Here is an 18176-nt window from a genome sequence, read left to right as displayed (position 1 = left end):
GGCATTTCGGGTGCGTGGGTGGCCATATGTTCAGTGCTCCAGAATTCGCTGGTGTTAGTGCGTGATGGGTATCGCTGTGCTCAACCCATCCTACGAAGGTGTTCGGTTCGCTTGCGCAGGGTGGGCCGCAGGCTTAACCCTCCGAGCGGCCCATCGGCTTACTCGCCCCATACGTTTTTCAATACGCGCACCCAGTTCTCGCCCATGATCTTGCGCACCACGCGCTCGGAATGGCCGCGCCCCAGCAGGGTCTCGGTGAGGTTGGGGAACTCGCCGACGGTGCGGATGCCCAGCGGGTTGATGATCTTGCCGAAGCTGGTCAGGCGGCGGGCGTAGCCCTTGTCGTGGGTCAGGTACTCGAAGAAGTCCTGGCCGTGGCCTTGGGTGAAGTCGGTGCCGATGCCGATGGCGTCTTCGCCGACGATATTCATCACGTACTCGATGGCCTCGGCGTAGTCGTCGATGGTCGAGTCGATGCCCTTGGCCAGGAAGGGGGCGAACATGGTCACGCCGACAAAGCCGCCGTGGTCGGCGATAAACTTCAGCTCTGCATCGGACTTGTTGCGTGGGTGCTCTTTCAGGCCAGACGGCAAGCAGTGGGAATAGCAGACCGGCTTTTTCGATTCGAGAATCACCTCTTCCGAGGTCTTGCTGCCGACGTGGGACAGGTCGCACATAATGCCGACGCGGTTCATCTCGGCGACTATCTCGCGGCCGAAGCCGGACAGCCCACCGTCACGCTCGTAGCAGCCGGTGCCGACCAGGTTCTGGGTGTTGTAGCACAGCTGTACGATGCCCACGCCGAGCTGCTTGAACACCTCGACATAGCCGATCTGGTCCTCGAAGGCATGGGCGTTCTGGAAGCCGAAGAGGATGCCGGTCTTGCCCTGGGCCTTGGCCCTGCGGATGTCGGCGGTGCTGCGCACCGGCATCACCAGGTCGCTGTTGTCGCGGATCAGCTTCTGGCTGGCGGCGATATTGTTCACCGTGGCCTGAAAGCCTTCCCATACCGACACGGTGCAGTTGGCCGCCGTCAGGCCGCCTTTGCGCATGTCCTCGAACAGTTCGCGGTTCCACTTGGCGATGATCAGCCCGTCAATAACGATGCTGTCGGCGTGTAATTCGGCTGGGCTCATCAGGCAGTCCCCTATGTAAAGTGAAAGTCGCGCAGCGACGCCTTCCTGATGCCCTTCTCCCTGCAGGAGAAGGTGGCGCGAGCGCCGGATGAGGGAGGCGGGCATGCCCGCTAGCTGTATCGCCAAACCCGTTGTTGGCGCTTTGGACTGAGCATATCCCCGAGGGCTCGGGCGACCGGGTGCAAAAACGACCGGGGTATTGCCGAAAGCGTCAAAGCCGAGTCGCCTATGGATAAGCCGCCGAATGTGCGGCCAGCCGACTGCATTGCCGAGAGGTCGAGAAGTCGAGAGGGGGTAAAGGGTGACGGAAACGCAGAAAGCACAAAGGGGAGCCTAGGCTCCCCTTCTAATTGGATGTGTGCTTTATTTTTATTATTAGGCGACTGTTATTGTTGTTTTTATCGCTTTCTATTGCGGCTATCGCTTTCGGTGATTCCAACTGGAATCAAGGGCAAACGTATTTTTTTGGTTGCTGATACAGCCATCGCCATCGCCTAAACCACTGCAATGATCCAACCGGCACACCGAGCTACCTCAAGGTAGTTTTATTCTTATCGGCCTGGTTGCGGGAAAACCCGAATCACATACCCTTTCCAAAAAAATCTGTTTGCGACCCATGGGTAATCTTGTTTTTGTTGTGCCTTGAGTCGAGACGATATTTCTGCTGATGCTTGTTGTTGTTTTTGTGCAATACACAAAGCATTCGGCATGCCAGTTTTTTAAAACCCTTTAAAATCAATAATATATAAAAATACAGGCAGCCTTGCTGACGCAGACAGTCACAATTTTGGGGTGCTGCTACTCGTTTGTGTTTCCGCTTTTGGCAGAGCGGTAACACTTGTGTGCAGTTAATGGCGCAAATAGGCGGGGGCTGAAAAAAACCCGCGGCAAGCCGCGGGTAACAAGGTGGCCGCTAGGGCCTCAGTGTGGAGCCGTTATGGCGGGCGACCAACCCGCCAGCCCCCGTTACTCGGCCGCAACGCCCCTCAAGTAGGGCGCGGGGGCGGCACCCAGGTTGTTGAGCAGACGCTCGCTGTACCAGTCGACAAAATTAACCACGCCGAACTCGTAAGTCTTCGAGTACGGGCCGGGCTGGTAGGCGGTGGAATTGATGCCGCGCTGGTTTTCTTCGGCCAGGCGACGGTCCTGGTCGTTGGTGGCGTCCCACACCTGGCGCAGGCGCGCCACGTCGTAATCGACACCTTCCACGGCATCCTTGTGCACCAGCCATTTGGTGGTGACCATGGTTTCCTGGGCGCTGATCGGCCAGACGGTGAAGACGATCAGGTGATCACCCATGCAGTGATTCCACGAATGCGGCAGGTGCAGGATGCGCATCGAGCCCAGGTCAGGGTCGGTGATGCGGCCCATCAGTTTCTGGCAGCCCTGCTTGCCGTCCAGGGTCATGGATACGGTGCCCTTGAGCAGCGGCATGCGCACGATGCGGTTACGCAGGCCGAAGCTGGCGTGGGCATAAGGGATCTTGTCCTTGTCCCAGCGGGTGGTGCACTCACTGACCTGATCCTTGAACGCCTGGGTGGCGCGCGGGTCGGTGACGTCATCCCACTCCAGCAGACTATTGAGCAGTTCCGGGTGTGAACCATTGCAGTGGTAGCACTCACGGTTGTTCTCCAGCACCAGCTTCCAGTTGGCTTTTTCCAGCAAGGTGGTTTGCACCGCCACCTTGGTGTTTTCCATGTCATAGGGCTCCATGTAGTGAGCCAGGGTGCTGAGGAAGTCGTCGATGGCCGGCGGATTTTCCGCCAGGGAGATAAAGATGTAGCCGCCCGCGACCTTGCAGTTGACCGGCTTGAGGCTGTAGTCATTCAGGTCGAAATCCGCCCCCATCTCGCTGCCGGCGAACAGCAGGCGGCCGTCCAGCTCATAGGTCCACTGGTGGTAATGGCAGACCAGCTTGGCCACCTTGCCCTTGTCGCTGGTGCACAGGCGCGAGCCGCGATGCCGGCAGACGTTGTGAAAGGCGTGCACCACACCCTCGGCGCCGCGGATCAGCATGATCGGGTTGTCGCCGATCTGCAGGGTCAGGTAATTGCCCTTGGCCGGGATCTCGCAGGTCATGCCGGCGATCAGCCATTCCTTGTGGAAGATCTCCTGCATATCGATCTGGAACAGGCGCTCGTCGTTGTAGAACGGCTGTGGCAGCGAGAAGGTACGCTCGCGGCTCTGCAACATCTCGGCGGTGGCCTTGCGTGCGGGCTCCAGTGGGTCGCCCAGGCTCAGGGTGCTCAGCGGTGTATGGGTGCAGTCCATCGGTAGATCCTCATGGCTGGACGCAGCAGCGGCCAGCGAAAAAGTGGCTAATCGGTTATCACGCAAGGTGGCGTCATTGCCCCGTTCTGCGCCTGCCGATGGCGTCTGGATGAAAGAGGAATTCGCTCGTGACCTTTTGCTTCGGCTGGCTGCGAGTGTGGCGCTGGGCGTGGGCCAAACCTTGTCTATGGGCGACATGCTCACATCCGTTTCCGACGCGGCAATCCAGGGCCTGCGCGGCAGGTCGCGATAAGCATGTAAATGTCGCTGGCAGATAAATGAGCCCTTCCGCCAGTGCGCACAATCCGCCCATACAAGGCCGATGTCCGGCCGCGCGGAGAGACGTCCATGACGACGAACGACTTCCTCAACCCGGTTACCACCCAGACCTGGAGCAACGGTCGGCATATGGTGCGCTGCGTCAAAGTCATCCAGGAAACCTGGGACGTGCGCACCTTCTGCTTTATGGCCGATCAGCCGGTGCTGTACTTCTTTAAGCCAGGGCAGTTCGTCACCCTGGAACTGGAAATCGACGGCCAGCCGGTGATGCGTTCCTACACCATTTCCAGCTCGCCCTCGGTGCCCTACAGCTTCTCCATCACCATCAAGCGGGTGCCGGGCGGCAAGGTCTCCAACTGGTTGCACGACAACCTGCAGGAAGGCCAGGAGCTGCCGGTACACGGCCCGGTCGGGCTGTTCAATGCCATCGACTTTCCCGCCGACAAGGTGCTCTACCTCAGTGGCGGCGTCGGCATTACTCCGGTGATGTCGATGGCACGCTGGTTTTACGACACCAACGGCAATGTCGATATGGTCTTCGTGCACAGCGCGCGCTCGCCCAAGGACATCATTTACCACCGCGAGCTGGAGCATATGGCCGCGCGGATCAACAACTTCAGCCTGCACGTGATCTGCGAGAAACACGGCCTGGGCGAGGCCTGGGCCGGTTATCGCGGCTACCTTAACCAGAAGATGCTGGAGCTGATTGCCCCGGATTACCTGGAGCGGGAAATTTTCTGCTGCGGGCCGACGCCCTATATGAATGCGGTCAAACGCCTGCTGGAAGCCAATGGCTTTGATATGCAGCACTACCATGAGGAATCCTTTGGCGCCACGCCAGCGGATGTACGCGAAGAGGTCAAGGAACTCGCCGCCGAAGCGGCCGAAGCCGACCCGGTGCCGGCCGCCGATCAGCATCAGGTGGCCTTTACCAGCACCGGCAAGAGCATTCGCGTCGACCCCGGCGAGACCGTGCATGCGGCCGCCGCCAAGCTCGGCCTGCATATTCCCAAAGCCTGCGGCATGGGCATCTGCGGCACCTGCAAGGTGCTGAAAACCGCCGGCGAAGTGAGCATGGAACACAACGGCGGGATCACCGATGAAGACGTGGCCGAGGGTTATATCCTCTCGTGCTGCAGCGTGCCGCAGGGGGATGTGGCGATCGAGTACTGAGGCACTCGAAGGAAGCCCGCAAGAGGACCAAACCCGTAGGCTGGATAACGCCTTTTTTATCCACCATTACCGCGCGGCATCGGTGGATGGGTAAAGCGCCATCCACCCTACGAACTGCAGCGCGCCCAAGGATGGTGTGTGCCCTTGCAGCCACACCACACAGCACAACGCCGCACTCGCCTTCAAGGCCGGTGCGGCGTTTTTGTTTGAGCGGCCAGGCTGGCTTTAGCAGGATGGATGGCGGCGCCTAGCTGACGCTTCACCCATCCACCGCTCGGCGATCACACCGGTGGATGAGAAAAGTGTCATCCACCCTACGCTCTGCGCTCGCAATCGCGGATATGCCCTCGACCTGTAGGAGCGGCCTTGGCCGCGATATTTCTCGACTGAACTGGATCGCGGGCAAGCCCGCTCCTACAGGGTATTCAGCACGACTTAGAGCCTGACACTGGCAAAGGTCGACTCCCCCTGTGCCCGCGTCAGCGCGGCCATGGCCGAGGATGGCGATGGCCGCATCAGGTCTTCCGGTATCGGCAGCAGCGCCACCACATGGCCGCCCTGCTGGCCGGCGCGTTCGTCGCGCGGCGGGATGCCGAAGTATTCGCGGTAGCACTTGGAGAAGTGCGGGGTGGAGACAAAACCGCAGACCGAGGCCACTTCGATGATCGACATGCTGGTCTGCTTGAGCAGCTGACGCGCGCGAATCAGGCGCAGCTTGAGGTAGTAGCGCGACGGCGAGCAGTGCAGGTACTTCTGGAACAGGCGCTCCAGCTGGCGGCGCGACACATCGACATACAGCGCCAGCTGATCCAGGTCGATCGGCTCTTCCAGGTTGGCTTCCATCAGCGCGACGATTTCCTGCAGCTTCGGCTGGTTGGTGCCGAGCATATGCTTGAGCGGCACGCGCTGGTGATCCTGCTCGTTGCGGATGCGCTCGTAGATAAACATCTCGGAAATCCCGGCCGCCAACTCGCGGCCATGCTCGCGGCCGATCACGTGCAGCATCATATCCATCGGCGCGGTGCCGCCGGAGCTGGTATGACGGTTGCGATCAATCGAAAACAGACGGGTGCTGACGGCCACACGCGGAAAGGCTTCCTGCATCGAGGCCAGGCATTCCCAGTGCACGCTGCAATCGAAGCCATCCAGCAGCCCGGCCTTGGCCAGCGCCCAGCTACCGGTACACACCGCGCCGAGCTGCGCACCATGGCGGGCCTGGCTTTGCAGCCACTGCACATGCTCGCGGGTGACGCTGTGCTGAATATCCACGCCGCCGCAAACGATCACCGCATCCAGACGCGGCGCAGTGGCCAGGCTGGCGTCCGGGGTGATCTGCAAGCCATCGCTGGCGCACAGCGGCAGGCCGCTCTGGGTCAGGGTATGCCAGCGGTACAACTCCTTGCCGGACAGCTGGTTGGCCATGCGCAGCGGTTCAATGGCCGACGCCAGGGAAATCAGGGTGAAATTCTCGAGCAACAGAAAGCCGATGGACTGCGGCGCACGGCTCTGGGGTTGTGCCCCTTGAGTGAACTGTGACATCAGGTAAACCCTCACGCGAAGCAAAGCACGGTAGTGAGCCCCCTCGTAGGACGGCTCTTCTTATGGTTCTGGGACTGCACAACGCCAGATCGATAGCCAGCACAAGGCAAAGGCCATGCCTAAATTGATTAGGCGTTCAATTAAAAATATGGGCGCTCGTCCGACTCTAGTGCCACTAGGCGTTGGCAGGAGCGACAGAAGCATTCTGATTACGACTGTAAACGCCCGTTTGACGGGCGTTTGAGCATTTCGGTAGCACTGCCGGACCGGTGCTTTGTCACCTCGCTACGCAGGGTAAAAACACCGCGGTAACGAACCAACGATCAGTCCCTATTCAGCAGCGTTGCGCTGCCCTGTTCTGCGGCGCCAAACAGCCATGCACCGCAATCGTGCACAGCTACCTGAGCGTGCACGTCAACATTCAACAGCGCTAACTGCCAACCCACCGCGCGAGGTTTCCTTGTACTTGTCATGCATATCGGCGCCGGTGTCGCGCATGGTGCGGATCACCCGATCCAGCGAGATAAAGTGCTGACCATCACCGCGCAAGGCCATCTGCGCGGCATTGATTGCCTTCACTGCGGCAATCGCGTTGCGCTCGATGCACGGCACCTGCACCAGGCCGCCGACCGGGTCGCAGGTCAGGCCGAGGTTGTGCTCCAGGCCGATTTCCGCGGCGTTTTCCACCTGCTCGGGGGTTGCCCCGAGAATCTCCGCCAACCCCGCCGCCGCCATGGCGCAGGCCGAACCGACCTCGCCCTGGCAGCCGACTTCGGCGCCGGAGATCGAGGCGTTCTTCTTGCACAGAATGCCGATGGCCGCTGCTGCCAGCAGGTAGTCCACCACATTGGCCTCGCTGACCGCCGGGCTGAAGCGCACGAAGTAATGCAGCACTGCCGGAATGATCCCCGCCGCGCCATTGGTCGGCGCGGTGACCATGCGCCCGCCGGCGGCGTTTTCCTCGTTGACCGCCAGGGCGAACAGGTTGACCCACTCCATGCCGCTCAAGGTCGAGCCGATCACATTGGGCTTGCTCATTTCCTGCAGGCTGCGGTGCAGCTTGGCCGCGCGGCGCTTCACATTCAGCCCGCCGGGCAGGATGCCTTCATGCTTGAGGCCCTGCTCGACGCACTCGCGCATGGCCTGCCACAGGCGCATCAGCCCGCTGCAGATTTCTGCTTCGCTGCGCCAGGCCTTCTCATTGGCCATCATCAATTCGGAAACCCGCAGGCCGTGTTCCTGGCACAGGCGCAGCAGCTCTTCGGCGCTGTTGAAGTCGTAGGGCAATACGGTGTGATCCTGATCCAGTTGGCCGCTGGCGGCCTGCTCGGCGTCCACCACAAAACCGCCGCCCACCGAGTAATAGGTGTTTTCGTGCAGCAGGCTGCCATCGGCGGCAAAGGCGCTAAGGGTCATGGCGTTAGGGTGATAGGGCAGGTTCTCGTCCAGCAGCAGCATGTCACGCGGCCAGTCGAAGGCGATGCCGACGCGCCCGCCGAGTTGCAACTGGCCGCTGGCCAACAGCTCGGCGATACGCGGCTCAATGCTGCTCGGATCGACCTGATCCGGCCACTCGCCCATCAGCCCCATGATCACCGCGCGGTCGCTGCCATGGCCCACGCCGGTGGCCGACAGCGAACCGTACAGGCGCACCTGCACCCGTGCGCTGCGTTCCAGTAAACGCCGCTCGGCCAAGGCACCACTGAACAGCGCCGCCGCGCGCATCGGCCCGACGGTATGCGAACTGGACGGGCCAATGCCGATCTTAAACAGGTCAAACACGCTGATAGCCACAACACTCTCCTGCACGATTGCTACATGCAGGCATGATCAGGATTTCCCCACGCCAGCGTCGCCCCACACCGACCCGCCCATGCCTAAATCCGTCAGCGGCTTATCCACACGGCGGATCGATGGCGCATAGGTTTCTGTAGCCCGGTCCCAGCAGGCATTGGCAGAGTTCGTTGGGCTTCGCTGCGCTTCTCAACGGAACGCCGCCCGACCCAACCCGCGGGTTATCGCCTCGCAACACGCAATAGGGACAAGGCGTAACAAAACTGAACAATCAATTAATAAAAACCGCCGGAAATCGCGTCAGCGGGCATTAATTTGTCATTTTTTTCGAACAGCGCGCAGCTCCCAGCTCATCGCACCTGCGGCCGACTCAAGGGCTGCAAACCATGGCCGGTGTGGCTTGCAGCCTTGGCCAAGGGGCGGAAAAGTCTGTTATGGTTTTTTTAGTCAAAGGCTATGTCGCCGCGTAACACGTCAGGGTCGCAAACCGACAATTGCGGCAAGCCGAAGACTATATCGTTGAGTCAGCCGATTTCGTCGCTGTCGCCTGAGCAGGGTCGACAGACCGGGTGCCCACAGCCCCGGACCGAAGAATAGATAAGTGCTGGCTCACCACGTAATGGGTGCCAGCCCAACAAGAAATTTCGGATGTACGCGCACCTCGGGTCGAGGTGGGTAAAACCCAAGGATGGGACTTCGTAACACTGCCAGAGGGTTTGGAGCGCGGTTTGCAGCACGGCACAGCAAGGTTGACTCGACAGTACGCCCGCATAGCGTCCATTGCCCACCAGGCAAGCGGAACGTTGCAGCGGGTGTGCCTGAGGACCCTGAATGTGTTGCGTGGCAAGGCACGACCCCAACCCCGGAACCCAGTAAACCCACACAGGCAAGAACAGTCGGCATCACCGTACGTACGCCAGCTGGCGCACGCCCGGTTCCGCAGCACTGATCTGGATGTCTACTGAAGGGGAATCATCCCATGCAGTCTGGAAAAATAGTCGTCGAAAACCTCTACAAGGTGTTCGGCGCAGAGCCACAAGAAGCCATCGACCTGCTCAAGCAGGGCTGGAGCAAGGAACGGATTCTTGCGGAAAAAGGCGCGGTTATCGGCGTCAGCGACGTGTCGTTCAGCGTCGAGGAAGGTGAGATTTTCGTGCTGATGGGCCTGTCCGGCTCTGGCAAATCCACCCTGATTCGGCTGATCAACCGCCTGGTTGAACCCAGCGGCGGCAACGTCTACATCGACGGGCAGAACGTTGCCAAGATGCCCAAGGCGGAGCTGATCGACCTGCGCCGCCGTGACATGAGCATGGTCTTCCAGTCCTTCGCCCTGATGCCCTCGCGCACGGTGCTGGACAACGCCGCATTCGGCCTGGAAGTCGCCGGCAAGAGCAAAAAGGTGCGCGAAGAGCGCGCCATGCAGGTACTCAAGCAGGTCGGCCTGGACACCTTTGCGCACAAGATGCCGCATGAGCTGTCCGGCGGCATGCAACAGCGCGTCGGCCTGGCCCGCGCCCTGGCGGTCGACCCGTCCATGATCATCATGGACGAGGCGTTTTCCGCCCTCGACCCACTCAAGCGCCGCGAGATGCAGGACGTGCTGCTGGAGCTGCAGAAGACCGACCGCCGCACCATCATCTTCGTCTCCCACGACATCGAAGAGGCCATGCGCATCGGTACCCGCATCGGCATCATGGAAGGCGGCAAACTGGTACAGGTCGGCACCCCGCAGGAGCTGATCGACAACCCCGCCAACGATTATGTGCGCAACTTCTTCAACACCGTCGACACCAACCGCTACCTCACCGCTGGCCAGTTGATGGCCGATAGCGTGCCGATCTACGTGCACAACGGCCGCGCACCGGATGCACAGAAGGTCTGCCAGGAGCTGCAGGCGCTGGACAAGCACTACGCCTTTATCGTCGACGAGCAGAATACTTTTCAGGGCTCTATAAGCCTGGAGCGGATCGCCCTGCTGGTCGAGGGCGGCGGCACCTGCGGCCTCGACGGCCAGGTGCTCAAGTCAATCAAACCGATCCCCGAAGACCTGCCGCTGGACCAGGTGATTGAACGCCTGGTGGACAACGAAGGGCCGATCCCGGTGGTCGACAGCAATGGCCGTTACAGCGGCGCCATCAGCAAGGGGCGCCTGCTGACGCGCCTGCAGGGAGAGTCCCATGAGTGAGAAACAGCTCGACCTGGGTAGCTGGGTCAATGACATGGTGCAGCACCTGCTGGACAACTACAGCGAGGGCTTCGACAGCGTCGGCGCCGTGGTTAACGGCTTCTCCGAAGGCATCGAATGGCTGCTGATGCTACCGCCGGCCTGGCTGTTGATCGCCATCTTCGTCGGCCTCGGGCTGTGGCGCATCAGCTACAAGTTCGCCATCTTCACCGCCGTGGCCTTTGTGCTGATCGTGCTCACCGGCTTCTGGGAACAGACGGTGGTGACCCTCGGCCTGACCTTCTCCGCCACCCTGATCAGCCTGTTGCTCGGCATCCCCCTGGGCATCTGGGCCGCGCGCAGCGAGCGGGTGGCGACCATCATTCGGCCGATCCTCGACTTTATGCAGACCATGCCGGCGTTCGTTTACCTGATCCCCGCCGCCATGCTGTTCGGCCTCGGCCGCGTGCCGGGGATTATCGCCACGGTGATCTTCGCCATGCCACCGGCGGTACGCCTGACCAACCTGGGCATCCGCCAGGTGAATAAAGAGATCATCGAAGCCGGCCAGTCCTTCGGCTGCACCCCGCGTCAGCTACTGTTCAAGGTCCAGCTGCCCAACGCCATGCCGTCGATCATGGCCGGGGTCAACCAGACCATCATGATGGCCCTGTCGATGGTGATCATCGCCTCAATGGTTGGCGCCGGCGGCCTGGGTAACGATGTACTGGCGAGCATCCAGCGCCTGGACATCGGCCTGGGCTTCGAAAGCGGCATGGCCGTGGTACTGCTGGCGATCATTCTCGACCGCATCACCGAGAGTTTCGGTACCCCGCAAACCGCCAAGCGCAGCAGTCTGTTCAGCTGGTTCAGCGGCAAGCTGCAACGCCAGTAATCTAAATTTAACCATCACAGGGAATCGCAGATGAAAACGCTTAAACAGCTCGCAGGTGTCGGCCTGCTCTCCATGGCCATGCTGCAAAGCGCCTGGGCGCAGGAGCCGGAGAGTTGCAAGATGGTGCGTTTCGCCGAAATTGGCTGGGCCGACATCGCCGCCACCACCGGTGTCGCCATGACCCTCAGCGAAGGCCTGGGCTACCAGACCCGCAAAATCATGGCCTCCGTACCCATCGCCTTTACCGGCGTGCAGAAAGGCCAGATCGACGTATTCCTCGGCTACTGGGCGCCCTCGATGGACGCCGTGATCGAGCCCTTCACCAAGGATGGCGGCGTTAAAGTGCTGCCCAAAGCCAACCTTGAAGGCGCCAAATACACCCTGGCGGTGCCGACCTACGCCGCCGAAGCCGGGCTGAAAAGCTTTGCCGACATCGCCAAGTTCAAAGACCAGCTGGGCGGCAAGATCTTCGCCATCGAGCCGGGCAACGACGGCAACCTGCTGATCGAGGGCATGATCAAGAGCAACCAGTTCGGCCTCGGTGACTTCAAGATGATCGAGTCCAGCGAAGCCGGCATGCTGGTGCAGCTGCAACGCGCGGTGAAGAAGAACGAACCGGCGGTCTTCCTCGGCTGGGCGCCGCACCCGATGAACACCCAGTTCGACATCACCTACCTGGAAGGCGGCGATGACGTGTTCGGCCCGAACTTCGGCGCCGCCCAGGTCTACACCGTAGTACCGGCGGACTACGAAGCGCGCTGCGCCAACGTCGGCAAACTGCTGAACAACCTGCAGTTCACCGTGGAGATCGAAAGCCAGCTGATGGAAAAGGTCCTGGATAAACAGAACCCAACCGAAGTCGCTAAAGAGTGGATCAAAGCCAACCCGGCGATCCTCGATCAGTGGCTGGCCGGCGTCACCACCTATGACGGCCAGGACGGCGTTACCGCGGTGAAAAAACACCTCGGCCTGTAAGCCACAGCGCGCCGCCCCAGTGGCCTGTGGGTGGCGCGTCTGATGGCCCGTTAAGCAGCGCACCAGCGAGGCCATACGGCCATCGCCGGGTTTGCTGCAGCCGCGATTTCTCTCACGGCTCCTGCACACAACTGCAACAGCAACATGTTTTACCCAGCTAGGCCCGCAAGAAGAACGCGCCAGTAACTCACTGAACTGCAACTCTCACTGACGGAGCACACCCTATGCGCAACCTGAAGAACCGCTGCCTGCAAAGCCTCGGCGTCGCCGCCCTGGCCCTCGGCATGAGCGCCGCCATGGCGGCGGACAAAGCCACCCTGAAAATCGGCTACGTCAACGGCTGGGACGACAGCGTCGCCGCCACCCATGTCGCCGGTGAAGTCCTGCAGAGCAAACTCGGCTACACGGTCGAACTGAAGCCCGTAGAGCCGGCCATCATGTGGCAGGGCGTAGCCCGTGGTGACCTCGACGCCACCCTCTCCGCCTGGCTGCCCGCCACCCACGGCGAATACTTTGCAAAGCTCAAAGACAAGGTCGAAGTGCTCGGCACCAACTACGCTGGCGCGAAAATCGGCCTGATCGTGCCTGACTACGTCGCCGCCAAAAGCATTGCCGACCTGCAAACCTACGCCGAAGACTTCGACGGCAAGATCACCGGCATCGACGCCGGCGCCGGCGTGATGCGCCGCGCCGAAGACGCAATCAAGCAATACGGCCTGACCGAGATCAAACTGATGCCAAGCTCCGGCCCGGCCATGGCCACCGCCCTGACCCGCGCCGAAAAGGACCAGGAAGCCATCGTCGTCACCGGCTGGATTCCGCACTGGATGTTCGCCAAATGGAAGCTGCGCTTCCTCGAAGACCCGAAAAAAGTCTTCGGCGATGAGGAGCATGTCGACACCGTGGCCAACCCCAGCCTCAACAGTAAAGCCCCCGAAGCCGCTGCCTTCCTGAAGAAATTCGCCTGGAGCGGTGAAGAAGTTGGCGCCGTCATGCTCGCCATCCGCGAAGGCGCCAAACCGCAAGACGCCGCCAAAGACTGGATCAGCAAAAACCCAGAGCGCGTCGCCGAGTGGCTGAAATAAGCCACGGCAGCGCTTCTGTTATGTAGAAGCGCACGCGTACCAAATGCCAGTCAGGCAAGCTGACTGGCATTTTTTTGTGCGCATACCTGGACGATTTTGGCCTGACCGCTGCGGCTGACCACGGGGCTAGCAGGCCGTTGACAAGCGTAAGCGAGGCCGGCGAGACCCGGCAGCCAGGAGGCTGCCGGGTGCTTCAACGAGATTGCCTGAGGGCGCTCAACATCGGCGGGGCGGGCCGGTTACCCTGTATACGGCAGCTACTCTTTGCCGTGCTGGGCCTTGAGCAGGTCGCGAATTTCGCTGAGCAGCTCCTGATCTTTGGTCGGGGCGGCTGGCGCGGCGGGGGCGGCGGCTTCCTCGCGCTTAAGCCGGTTGAGCACCTTGATACCCATAAAGATGGCGAAGGCGACGATCAGGAAGTCGAGCACAGTCTGGATAAATTTACCGTAGGCCAGGGTTACTGCGGCGGCATCGCCCTCGGCAGCCTTGAGCACGATGGCCAGTTCGGAAAAATCCACGCCACCAATCAGCACCCCCAGGGGTGGCATCACCACATCGCCGACAAAGGACGAGACAATCTTGCCGAAGGCCGCGCCGATGATGATGCCCACGGCCATGTCGACCACATTGCCCTTGACCGCAAAGGCTTTGAATTCACTGAGTATGCTCATGCTGCGTTCCCTGGTAGGTGAGGTTGCACAGAGTGTAATCCAGTGCACGCCGCTTGCCCGCTTCTACTCAGGCCGGGTAATTGACCTCGGGCAGCGACTCGAAACCCGGTTTGGCCAGCAGGTAACCCTGAAACAGCTCCACGCCCATGTCGCGCAATGCCTGCAGTTCGCCAAGGCTTTCGATGCCCTCGGCAATCACCCGGATATTCAGTTTGCGGCACATCTGCAGGGCGGCTTCGACCAGAATCTGCCGCACGCCGTCCTGGTCAATATTACGGATCAGCTGCATGTCCAGCTTGATCAGGTCGGGCTGAAAGTCGGCCAGCAAGTTGAGCCCAGCATAGCCTGCGCCGAAATCATCAATCGCCGTCATAAAGCCTTGCTTGCGATACGCACGCAGGATGCTGGTGAGGTGGTCGATATCCAGCACCTGCTCCTGCTCGGTGACCTCGAAGATGATCCGCTCCAGCGGAAAGTTGAAGCGCTGCGCGGCCTCCAGGGTCGCACGGATGCACGTCTCGGGCTTGTACACCGCGTTGGGCATAAAGTTGATCGAGACCATGGCCGGCACCTGCAGCTTGGCGGCCCATTCCAGAGCGGTAATCCGGCAAGCCTGGTCAAAGGGGTAGAGGTTATCTGCGTTGAGCTTGCTCAGCAGGCTACCGGCTGACTCGCCCGCGGTACCGCGCACCAGCGCTTCATGGGCGAATATATCCCCAGTGTTCATATTGATAATGGGTTGGAAGGCCATGCTGATAGGGAAACCCAACCCCTGGCCGTCACGACAAGCCGAACATCCTGATGCTGTACTCATAAGCAGTTCTCTTCGTAATTTGTAGCCTCTGCCAACGATAGCAGAAGTTGCCTGGCGTTCGTGTTCCTGGGCGTTTCGGCAGAGCCGGCACGACTGGACTAGGCTCAATGCACACCAGTCATGAGGATGCCGATATGCCACTGGAACATCACCCACTGCACCGCGAGTTTCCCGAGTTGAGGACGCAGCTGCACACCTTACTGTCACGTGATGGGCATTTCACCCGCCTGGCCGAGGAGTATGAAGAACTCGACAAGCGCATCTATGAGGCGGAGAGCGGTCGGGTGGCCATGGATGAGTTGCTGCTGCTCGGCTTGAAGATGCAACGCGTCAGCCTCAAGGACGAGCTGGCCGGTTTGCTGGGCAGCTCCGCTTAATGGCGTGTGCTTGATCCGGGTCAAGTGCTGGCCTCGGCTCAGGGGATAGTCTGCAAGCAGTGACTATCGCCGAGGAGTGCCCGCATGCATATTGACCATCATCCGCTGATCAAGGATTTCCCCGAACTGCGCGGCTCGCTGCATGCGCTGCGCGTGGGCGATGCCGACTTCGCCCGCCTGGCCGACGCCTACGAAACCCTGGATAAGCGCATCTGTCGGATCGAAGCAGGCAGCGAACTGTTGGCTGACGATGCGCTACTGGCGCTCAAGCAGGAGCGCGTCGGCATCAAGGATGATCTCGCGCGCCGACTCAAACGTGCTGCCGGGCAGTGTTGTGGCTGCGGCAATGGCTGCAAATCCTGAGAACCTGGCTACGCTCTGCTGCGTTAAAAACAGCCGAAGACTGGTAGTCGCCTGGGAGCCTGTCGGGCTTGACCGTTCGTAGCGAGAGCAAGCCCGGTTTGAGTCAGTTTTGTTGGTCTTTCGAGGCGAATAGCGGGCTATTTAACGAGCAAGAGCAGCAAAAATGGCCAAATCCGGCTTTTCCGCAGTAGAACAGTGTTAAGTCCGACAGGCTCCTAGCGCCTTGCCGGACTCTAGCTCGCCAGAGCCGTAACAGGTTCCAAAGGAGCATGACTGTAAATATATCCAGTTATTTCGTATGATCCGGGCTCAGCGTTTATAGGAGTCCGACATGGCCAAGGCCAAGCGCATGTATGGCTGCACCGAGTGTGGCGCGACCTTCCCCAAATGGGCTGGCCAGTGTGGCGAGTGCGGGGCCTGGAACACCTTGGTGGAAACCCTTCTCGAAGCCAATGCCGCCACCCCCAGCGGGCGTTCCGGCTGGGCGGGCGAGCAGGTGCAGATCAAGACCCTGGCCGAGGTCAGCGTCGAGGAAGTGCCGCGTTTCTCCACCGCCTCCGGTGAGCTGGACCGCGTGCTGGGCGGCGGCCTGGTGGACGGCTCGGTGGTGTTGATCGGCGGCGACCCCGGCATCGGCAAGTCGACCATTCTGCTGCAAACCCTGTGCGCTATCGCCACGCGCTTTCCCGCGCTGTATGTCACCGGTGAGGAGTCCCAACAGCAGGTGGCCATGCGCGCCCGCCGGCTGGGCTTGCCGGAAGACCAGCTCAAGGTGATGACCGAAACCTGCATCGAAAGCATCATCGCCACCGCACGCCTGGAAAAACCCAAGGTGATGGTGATCGACTCGATCCAGACCATTTTTACCGAACAGCTGCAATCGGCCCCCGGCGGCGTCGCCCAGGTGCGCGAGAGTGCGGCGCTGCTGGTGCGCTTTGCCAAGCAGAGCGGCACGGCGATCTTCCTGGTCGGCCATGTGACCAAGGAAGGCGCCCTGGCCGGCCCGCGCGTCCTCGAGCATATGGTCGACACCGTGCTGTATTTCGAGGGCGAGTCCGATGGTCGTCTGCGTCTGCTGCGGGCGGTAAAGAACCGCTTCGGCGCGATCAACGAACTGGGCGTGTTCGGCATGACCGACAAGGGCCTGAAAGAGGTCACCAACCCCTCGGCGATCTTCCTCACCCGCGCCCAGGAGGAAGTCCCCGGCAGCGTGGTGATGGCCACCTGGGAAGGCACCCGGCCGATGCTGGTGGAAGTGCAGGCGCTGGTCGACACCAGCCATATGGGCAACCCGCGCCGGGTGACCCTGGGCCTGGACCAGAACCGTCTGGCCATGCTGCTGGCCGTGCTGCATCGGCATGGCGGCATTCCCACCTATGACCAGGACGTGTTTCTCAATGTGGTCGGTGGGGTCAAGGTGCTGGAAACCGCCTCCGACCTGGCGCTGATGGCGGCGGTGATCTCCAGCCTGCGCAACAAGCCGCTGCCGCATGACCTGCTGGTGTTTGGTGAGGTGGGCTTGTCCGGCGAAATCCGCCCGGTGCCCAGCGGCCAGGAACGCCTGAAAGAGGCGGCCAAGCACGGTTTCAAGCGCGCCATCGTGCCCAAGGGCAATGCACCGAAAGATCCGCCAGCAGGGTTGCAGGTGATTGCCGTAACACGCCTGGAGCAGGCGCTGGATGCGCTGTTTGAGTAGCCAAACACGGAGCTTTACACGCAGCCGGCGGGCTTTGGCCTGATCTGCGCTGGATAGCTGCGCGATACTTGCGACACCAAAGCCGGCAACTAGCCGCATCGCCCCTTGCGCCAGGCTATATACCTGACCGACAGGTCATCCCTGGAACGCCTTGTTTGATTGATCGTTCAATAATAACCGGCCTAGACTGCGCGCATTCCGGGGACGCCCCCCATCGATGGAGAAGCAGATGCCCAAGGTCGGAATGCAACCGATCCGCCGCTCGCAATTGATCGCGGCCACCCTCGAAGCGGTTGATCAGGTCGGCATGAGCGATGCCAGCATTGCCTATATCGCGCGGATCGCCGGGGTCTCCAATGGCATCATCAGCCACTATTTCCGCGACAAGAACGGCCTGCTCGACGCCACCATGCGTCATTTGATGCAGGCGCTCAGCGATGCCGTGCGCGCACGCCGCGCCTGCCTGCCGCCGGATCAGCCGCGCGAACACCTGCGGGCGATGATTGCAGGCAACTTCGATGACAGCCAGGTCAACGGCCCGGCGATGAAAACCTGGCTGGCGTTCTGGGCCACCAGCATGCACCAGCCGGCGCTGCGGCGTTTGCAGCGGGTCAATGATCTGCGCCTGTATTCCAACCTGTGCGGGCAATTCTGCCGGGTATTGCCGCAGCAGCAGGCGCGCACCGCTGCCCGTGGCCTGGCGGCCTTGATCGATGGTTTGTGGCTACGCGGGGCGCTGTCCGGCGAAGGCTTCGACACCCGCCAGGCGATTGAAATCGCCTACGAATACCTCGACCTGCAATTGGCCAAGGCGAGGTAAACCTCTCCCACCTTCAACCGAGACGATGGCTGGATAGACCGCTGTGGGCATGCTCAGCTTTTGTGGGAGCGGGCTTGCCCGCGATCTCTTGCTGACTCAAAAGCATCGCGGGCAAGCCCGCTCC

The 18176-nt window shown here is 61.0% G+C and carries 15 protein-coding genes; 9 read left to right on the top strand and 6 right to left on the bottom strand.

Features of this window, described 5'->3' with window-relative positions; genetic code table 11:
• Window positions 1–158 precede the first annotated feature (158 nt).
• Both WA145_RS06735 and gbcA read right to left on the bottom strand, forming a co-directional pair.
• A complete protein-coding gene (locus WA145_RS06735; RefSeq protein ID WP_422580829.1) occupies window positions 159–1136 on the bottom strand; it encodes a dipeptidase in 978 nt (325 codons plus the stop codon).
• A gap of 966 nt (window positions 1137–2102) precedes the next feature.
• On the bottom strand, window positions 2103–3407 hold the full coding sequence (gbcA, locus tag WA145_RS06730; protein WP_422580828.1) for a glycine-betaine demethylase subunit GbcA: 1305 nt from the start codon (window positions 3405–3407) through the stop codon (window positions 2103–2105).
• Window positions 3408–3755: 348 nt separating this feature from the next.
• Between gbcA and gbcB the strand changes: the two genes are divergently transcribed.
• The gene (gene gbcB, locus WA145_RS06725; protein ID WP_422580827.1) at window positions 3756–4859 is read left to right on the top strand and encodes a glycine-betaine demethylase subunit GbcB; all 1104 of its coding nucleotides are present in this window, start codon (window positions 3756–3758) and stop codon (window positions 4857–4859) included.
• 435 nt (window positions 4860–5294) lie between these two features.
• On the opposite strand, the gene WA145_RS06720 is transcribed toward gbcB, so the two are convergent.
• Window positions 5295–6398, bottom strand: coding sequence for a GlxA family transcriptional regulator (locus tag WA145_RS06720; RefSeq protein ID WP_422580826.1), 1104 nt, complete (start codon window positions 6396–6398; stop codon window positions 5295–5297).
• A gap of 414 nt (window positions 6399–6812) precedes the next feature.
• Window positions 6813–8192, bottom strand: coding sequence for an L-serine ammonia-lyase (locus WA145_RS06715; protein ID WP_422580825.1), 1380 nt, complete (start codon window positions 8190–8192; stop codon window positions 6813–6815).
• 979 nt (window positions 8193–9171) lie between these two features.
• Here WA145_RS06715 and WA145_RS06710 point away from each other — a divergent pair.
• The 4 genes from WA145_RS06710 to WA145_RS06695 all read left to right on the top strand — a co-directional run bounded on the left by WA145_RS06710 (window position 9172) and on the right by WA145_RS06695 (window position 13311).
• Window positions 9172–10377, top strand: coding sequence for a quaternary amine ABC transporter ATP-binding protein (locus WA145_RS06710; protein WP_422580824.1), 1206 nt, complete (start codon window positions 9172–9174; stop codon window positions 10375–10377).
• Window positions 10370–11251 (top strand): ABC transporter permease, encoded by an 882-nt coding sequence (locus WA145_RS06705; protein ID WP_422580823.1) that lies wholly within the window; start codon window positions 10370–10372, stop codon window positions 11249–11251. Before WA145_RS06710 ends, WA145_RS06705 begins: the two co-directional genes overlap by 8 nt.
• A gap of 30 nt (window positions 11252–11281) precedes the next feature.
• Window positions 11282–12226, top strand: a complete 945-nt coding sequence (locus WA145_RS06700; protein WP_422580822.1) for a choline ABC transporter substrate-binding protein — start codon at window positions 11282–11284, stop codon at window positions 12224–12226.
• Window positions 12227–12450: 224 nt separating this feature from the next.
• Entirely contained in the window at window positions 12451–13311 is an 861-nt protein-coding gene (locus WA145_RS06695; RefSeq protein ID WP_422580821.1) for a glycine betaine ABC transporter substrate-binding protein, read from the top strand.
• A gap of 257 nt (window positions 13312–13568) precedes the next feature.
• On the opposite strand, the gene mscL is transcribed toward WA145_RS06695, so the two are convergent.
• Together mscL and WA145_RS06685 are read right to left on the bottom strand one after the other, a co-directional pair.
• Window positions 13569–13982, bottom strand: a complete 414-nt coding sequence (gene mscL / locus WA145_RS06690; protein ID WP_422580820.1) for a large-conductance mechanosensitive channel protein MscL — start codon at window positions 13980–13982, stop codon at window positions 13569–13571.
• Window positions 13983–14049: 67 nt separating this feature from the next.
• Entirely contained in the window at window positions 14050–14796 is a 747-nt protein-coding gene (locus WA145_RS06685; RefSeq protein WP_422580819.1) for an EAL domain-containing protein, read from the bottom strand.
• 134 nt (window positions 14797–14930) lie between these two features.
• Here WA145_RS06685 and WA145_RS06680 point away from each other — a divergent pair, with 134 nt between their 5' ends.
• The 4 genes from WA145_RS06680 (at window position 14931) to betI (ending at window position 18052) form a co-directional block, all read left to right on the top strand.
• Window positions 14931–15173, top strand: coding sequence for a YdcH family protein (locus WA145_RS06680; RefSeq protein WP_422580830.1), 243 nt, complete (start codon window positions 14931–14933; stop codon window positions 15171–15173).
• Between the two features lie 84 nt (window positions 15174–15257).
• Window positions 15258–15536 carry a YdcH family protein gene (locus tag WA145_RS06675; RefSeq protein WP_422580818.1) on the top strand — a complete coding sequence of 93 codons (279 nt, stop codon included), beginning with the start codon at window positions 15258–15260 and terminating at the stop codon, window positions 15534–15536.
• 331 nt (window positions 15537–15867) lie between these two features.
• Window positions 15868–17232 carry a DNA repair protein RadA gene (gene radA / locus WA145_RS06670; RefSeq protein ID WP_422580817.1) on the top strand — a complete coding sequence of 455 codons (1365 nt, stop codon included), beginning with the start codon at window positions 15868–15870 and terminating at the stop codon, window positions 17230–17232.
• Window positions 17233–17461: 229 nt separating this feature from the next.
• Window positions 17462–18052: a transcriptional regulator BetI gene (betI, locus tag WA145_RS06665; RefSeq protein ID WP_422580816.1), complete on the top strand. Its 591-nt coding sequence runs from the start codon at window positions 17462–17464 to the stop codon at window positions 18050–18052.
• The last annotated feature ends 124 nt before the right edge of the window (window positions 18053–18176 follow it).

Source organism: Pseudomonas sp. (assembly GCF_049301935.1).
Classification (GTDB): Bacteria; Pseudomonadota; Gammaproteobacteria; order Pseudomonadales; family Pseudomonadaceae; genus Aquipseudomonas.
The sequence above is the reverse complement of the archived record's forward strand: the minus strand, read 5'-3'. Positions and strand labels throughout refer to the sequence as shown.

Coding starts and splice junctions, on each gene's coding strand:
- WA145_RS06735 (WP_422580829.1), bottom strand. CDS start 1,136: ATGAGCCCAGCCGAATTACACGCCGACAGCATCGTTATTGACGGGCTG.
- gbcA (WP_422580828.1), bottom strand. CDS start 3,407: ATGGACTGCACCCATACACCGCTGAGCACCCTGAGCCTGGGCGACCCA.
- gbcB (WP_422580827.1), top strand. CDS start 3,756: ATGACGACGAACGACTTCCTCAACCCGGTTACCACCCAGACCTGGAGC.
- WA145_RS06720 (WP_422580826.1), bottom strand. CDS start 6,398: ATGTCACAGTTCACTCAAGGGGCACAACCCCAGAGCCGTGCGCCGCAG.
- WA145_RS06710 (WP_422580824.1), top strand. CDS start 9,172: ATGCAGTCTGGAAAAATAGTCGTCGAAAACCTCTACAAGGTGTTCGGC.
- WA145_RS06705 (WP_422580823.1), top strand. CDS start 10,370: ATGAGTGAGAAACAGCTCGACCTGGGTAGCTGGGTCAATGACATGGTG.
- WA145_RS06700 (WP_422580822.1), top strand. CDS start 11,282: ATGAAAACGCTTAAACAGCTCGCAGGTGTCGGCCTGCTCTCCATGGCC.
- WA145_RS06695 (WP_422580821.1), top strand. CDS start 12,451: ATGCGCAACCTGAAGAACCGCTGCCTGCAAAGCCTCGGCGTCGCCGCC.
- mscL (WP_422580820.1), bottom strand. CDS start 13,982: ATGAGCATACTCAGTGAATTCAAAGCCTTTGCGGTCAAGGGCAATGTG.
- WA145_RS06685 (WP_422580819.1), bottom strand. CDS start 14,796: ATGAGTACAGCATCAGGATGTTCGGCTTGTCGTGACGGCCAGGGGTTG.
- WA145_RS06680 (WP_422580830.1), top strand. CDS start 14,931: ATGCCACTGGAACATCACCCACTGCACCGCGAGTTTCCCGAGTTGAGG.
- WA145_RS06675 (WP_422580818.1), top strand. CDS start 15,258: ATGCATATTGACCATCATCCGCTGATCAAGGATTTCCCCGAACTGCGC.
- radA (WP_422580817.1), top strand. CDS start 15,868: ATGGCCAAGGCCAAGCGCATGTATGGCTGCACCGAGTGTGGCGCGACC.
- betI (WP_422580816.1), top strand. CDS start 17,462: ATGCCCAAGGTCGGAATGCAACCGATCCGCCGCTCGCAATTGATCGCG.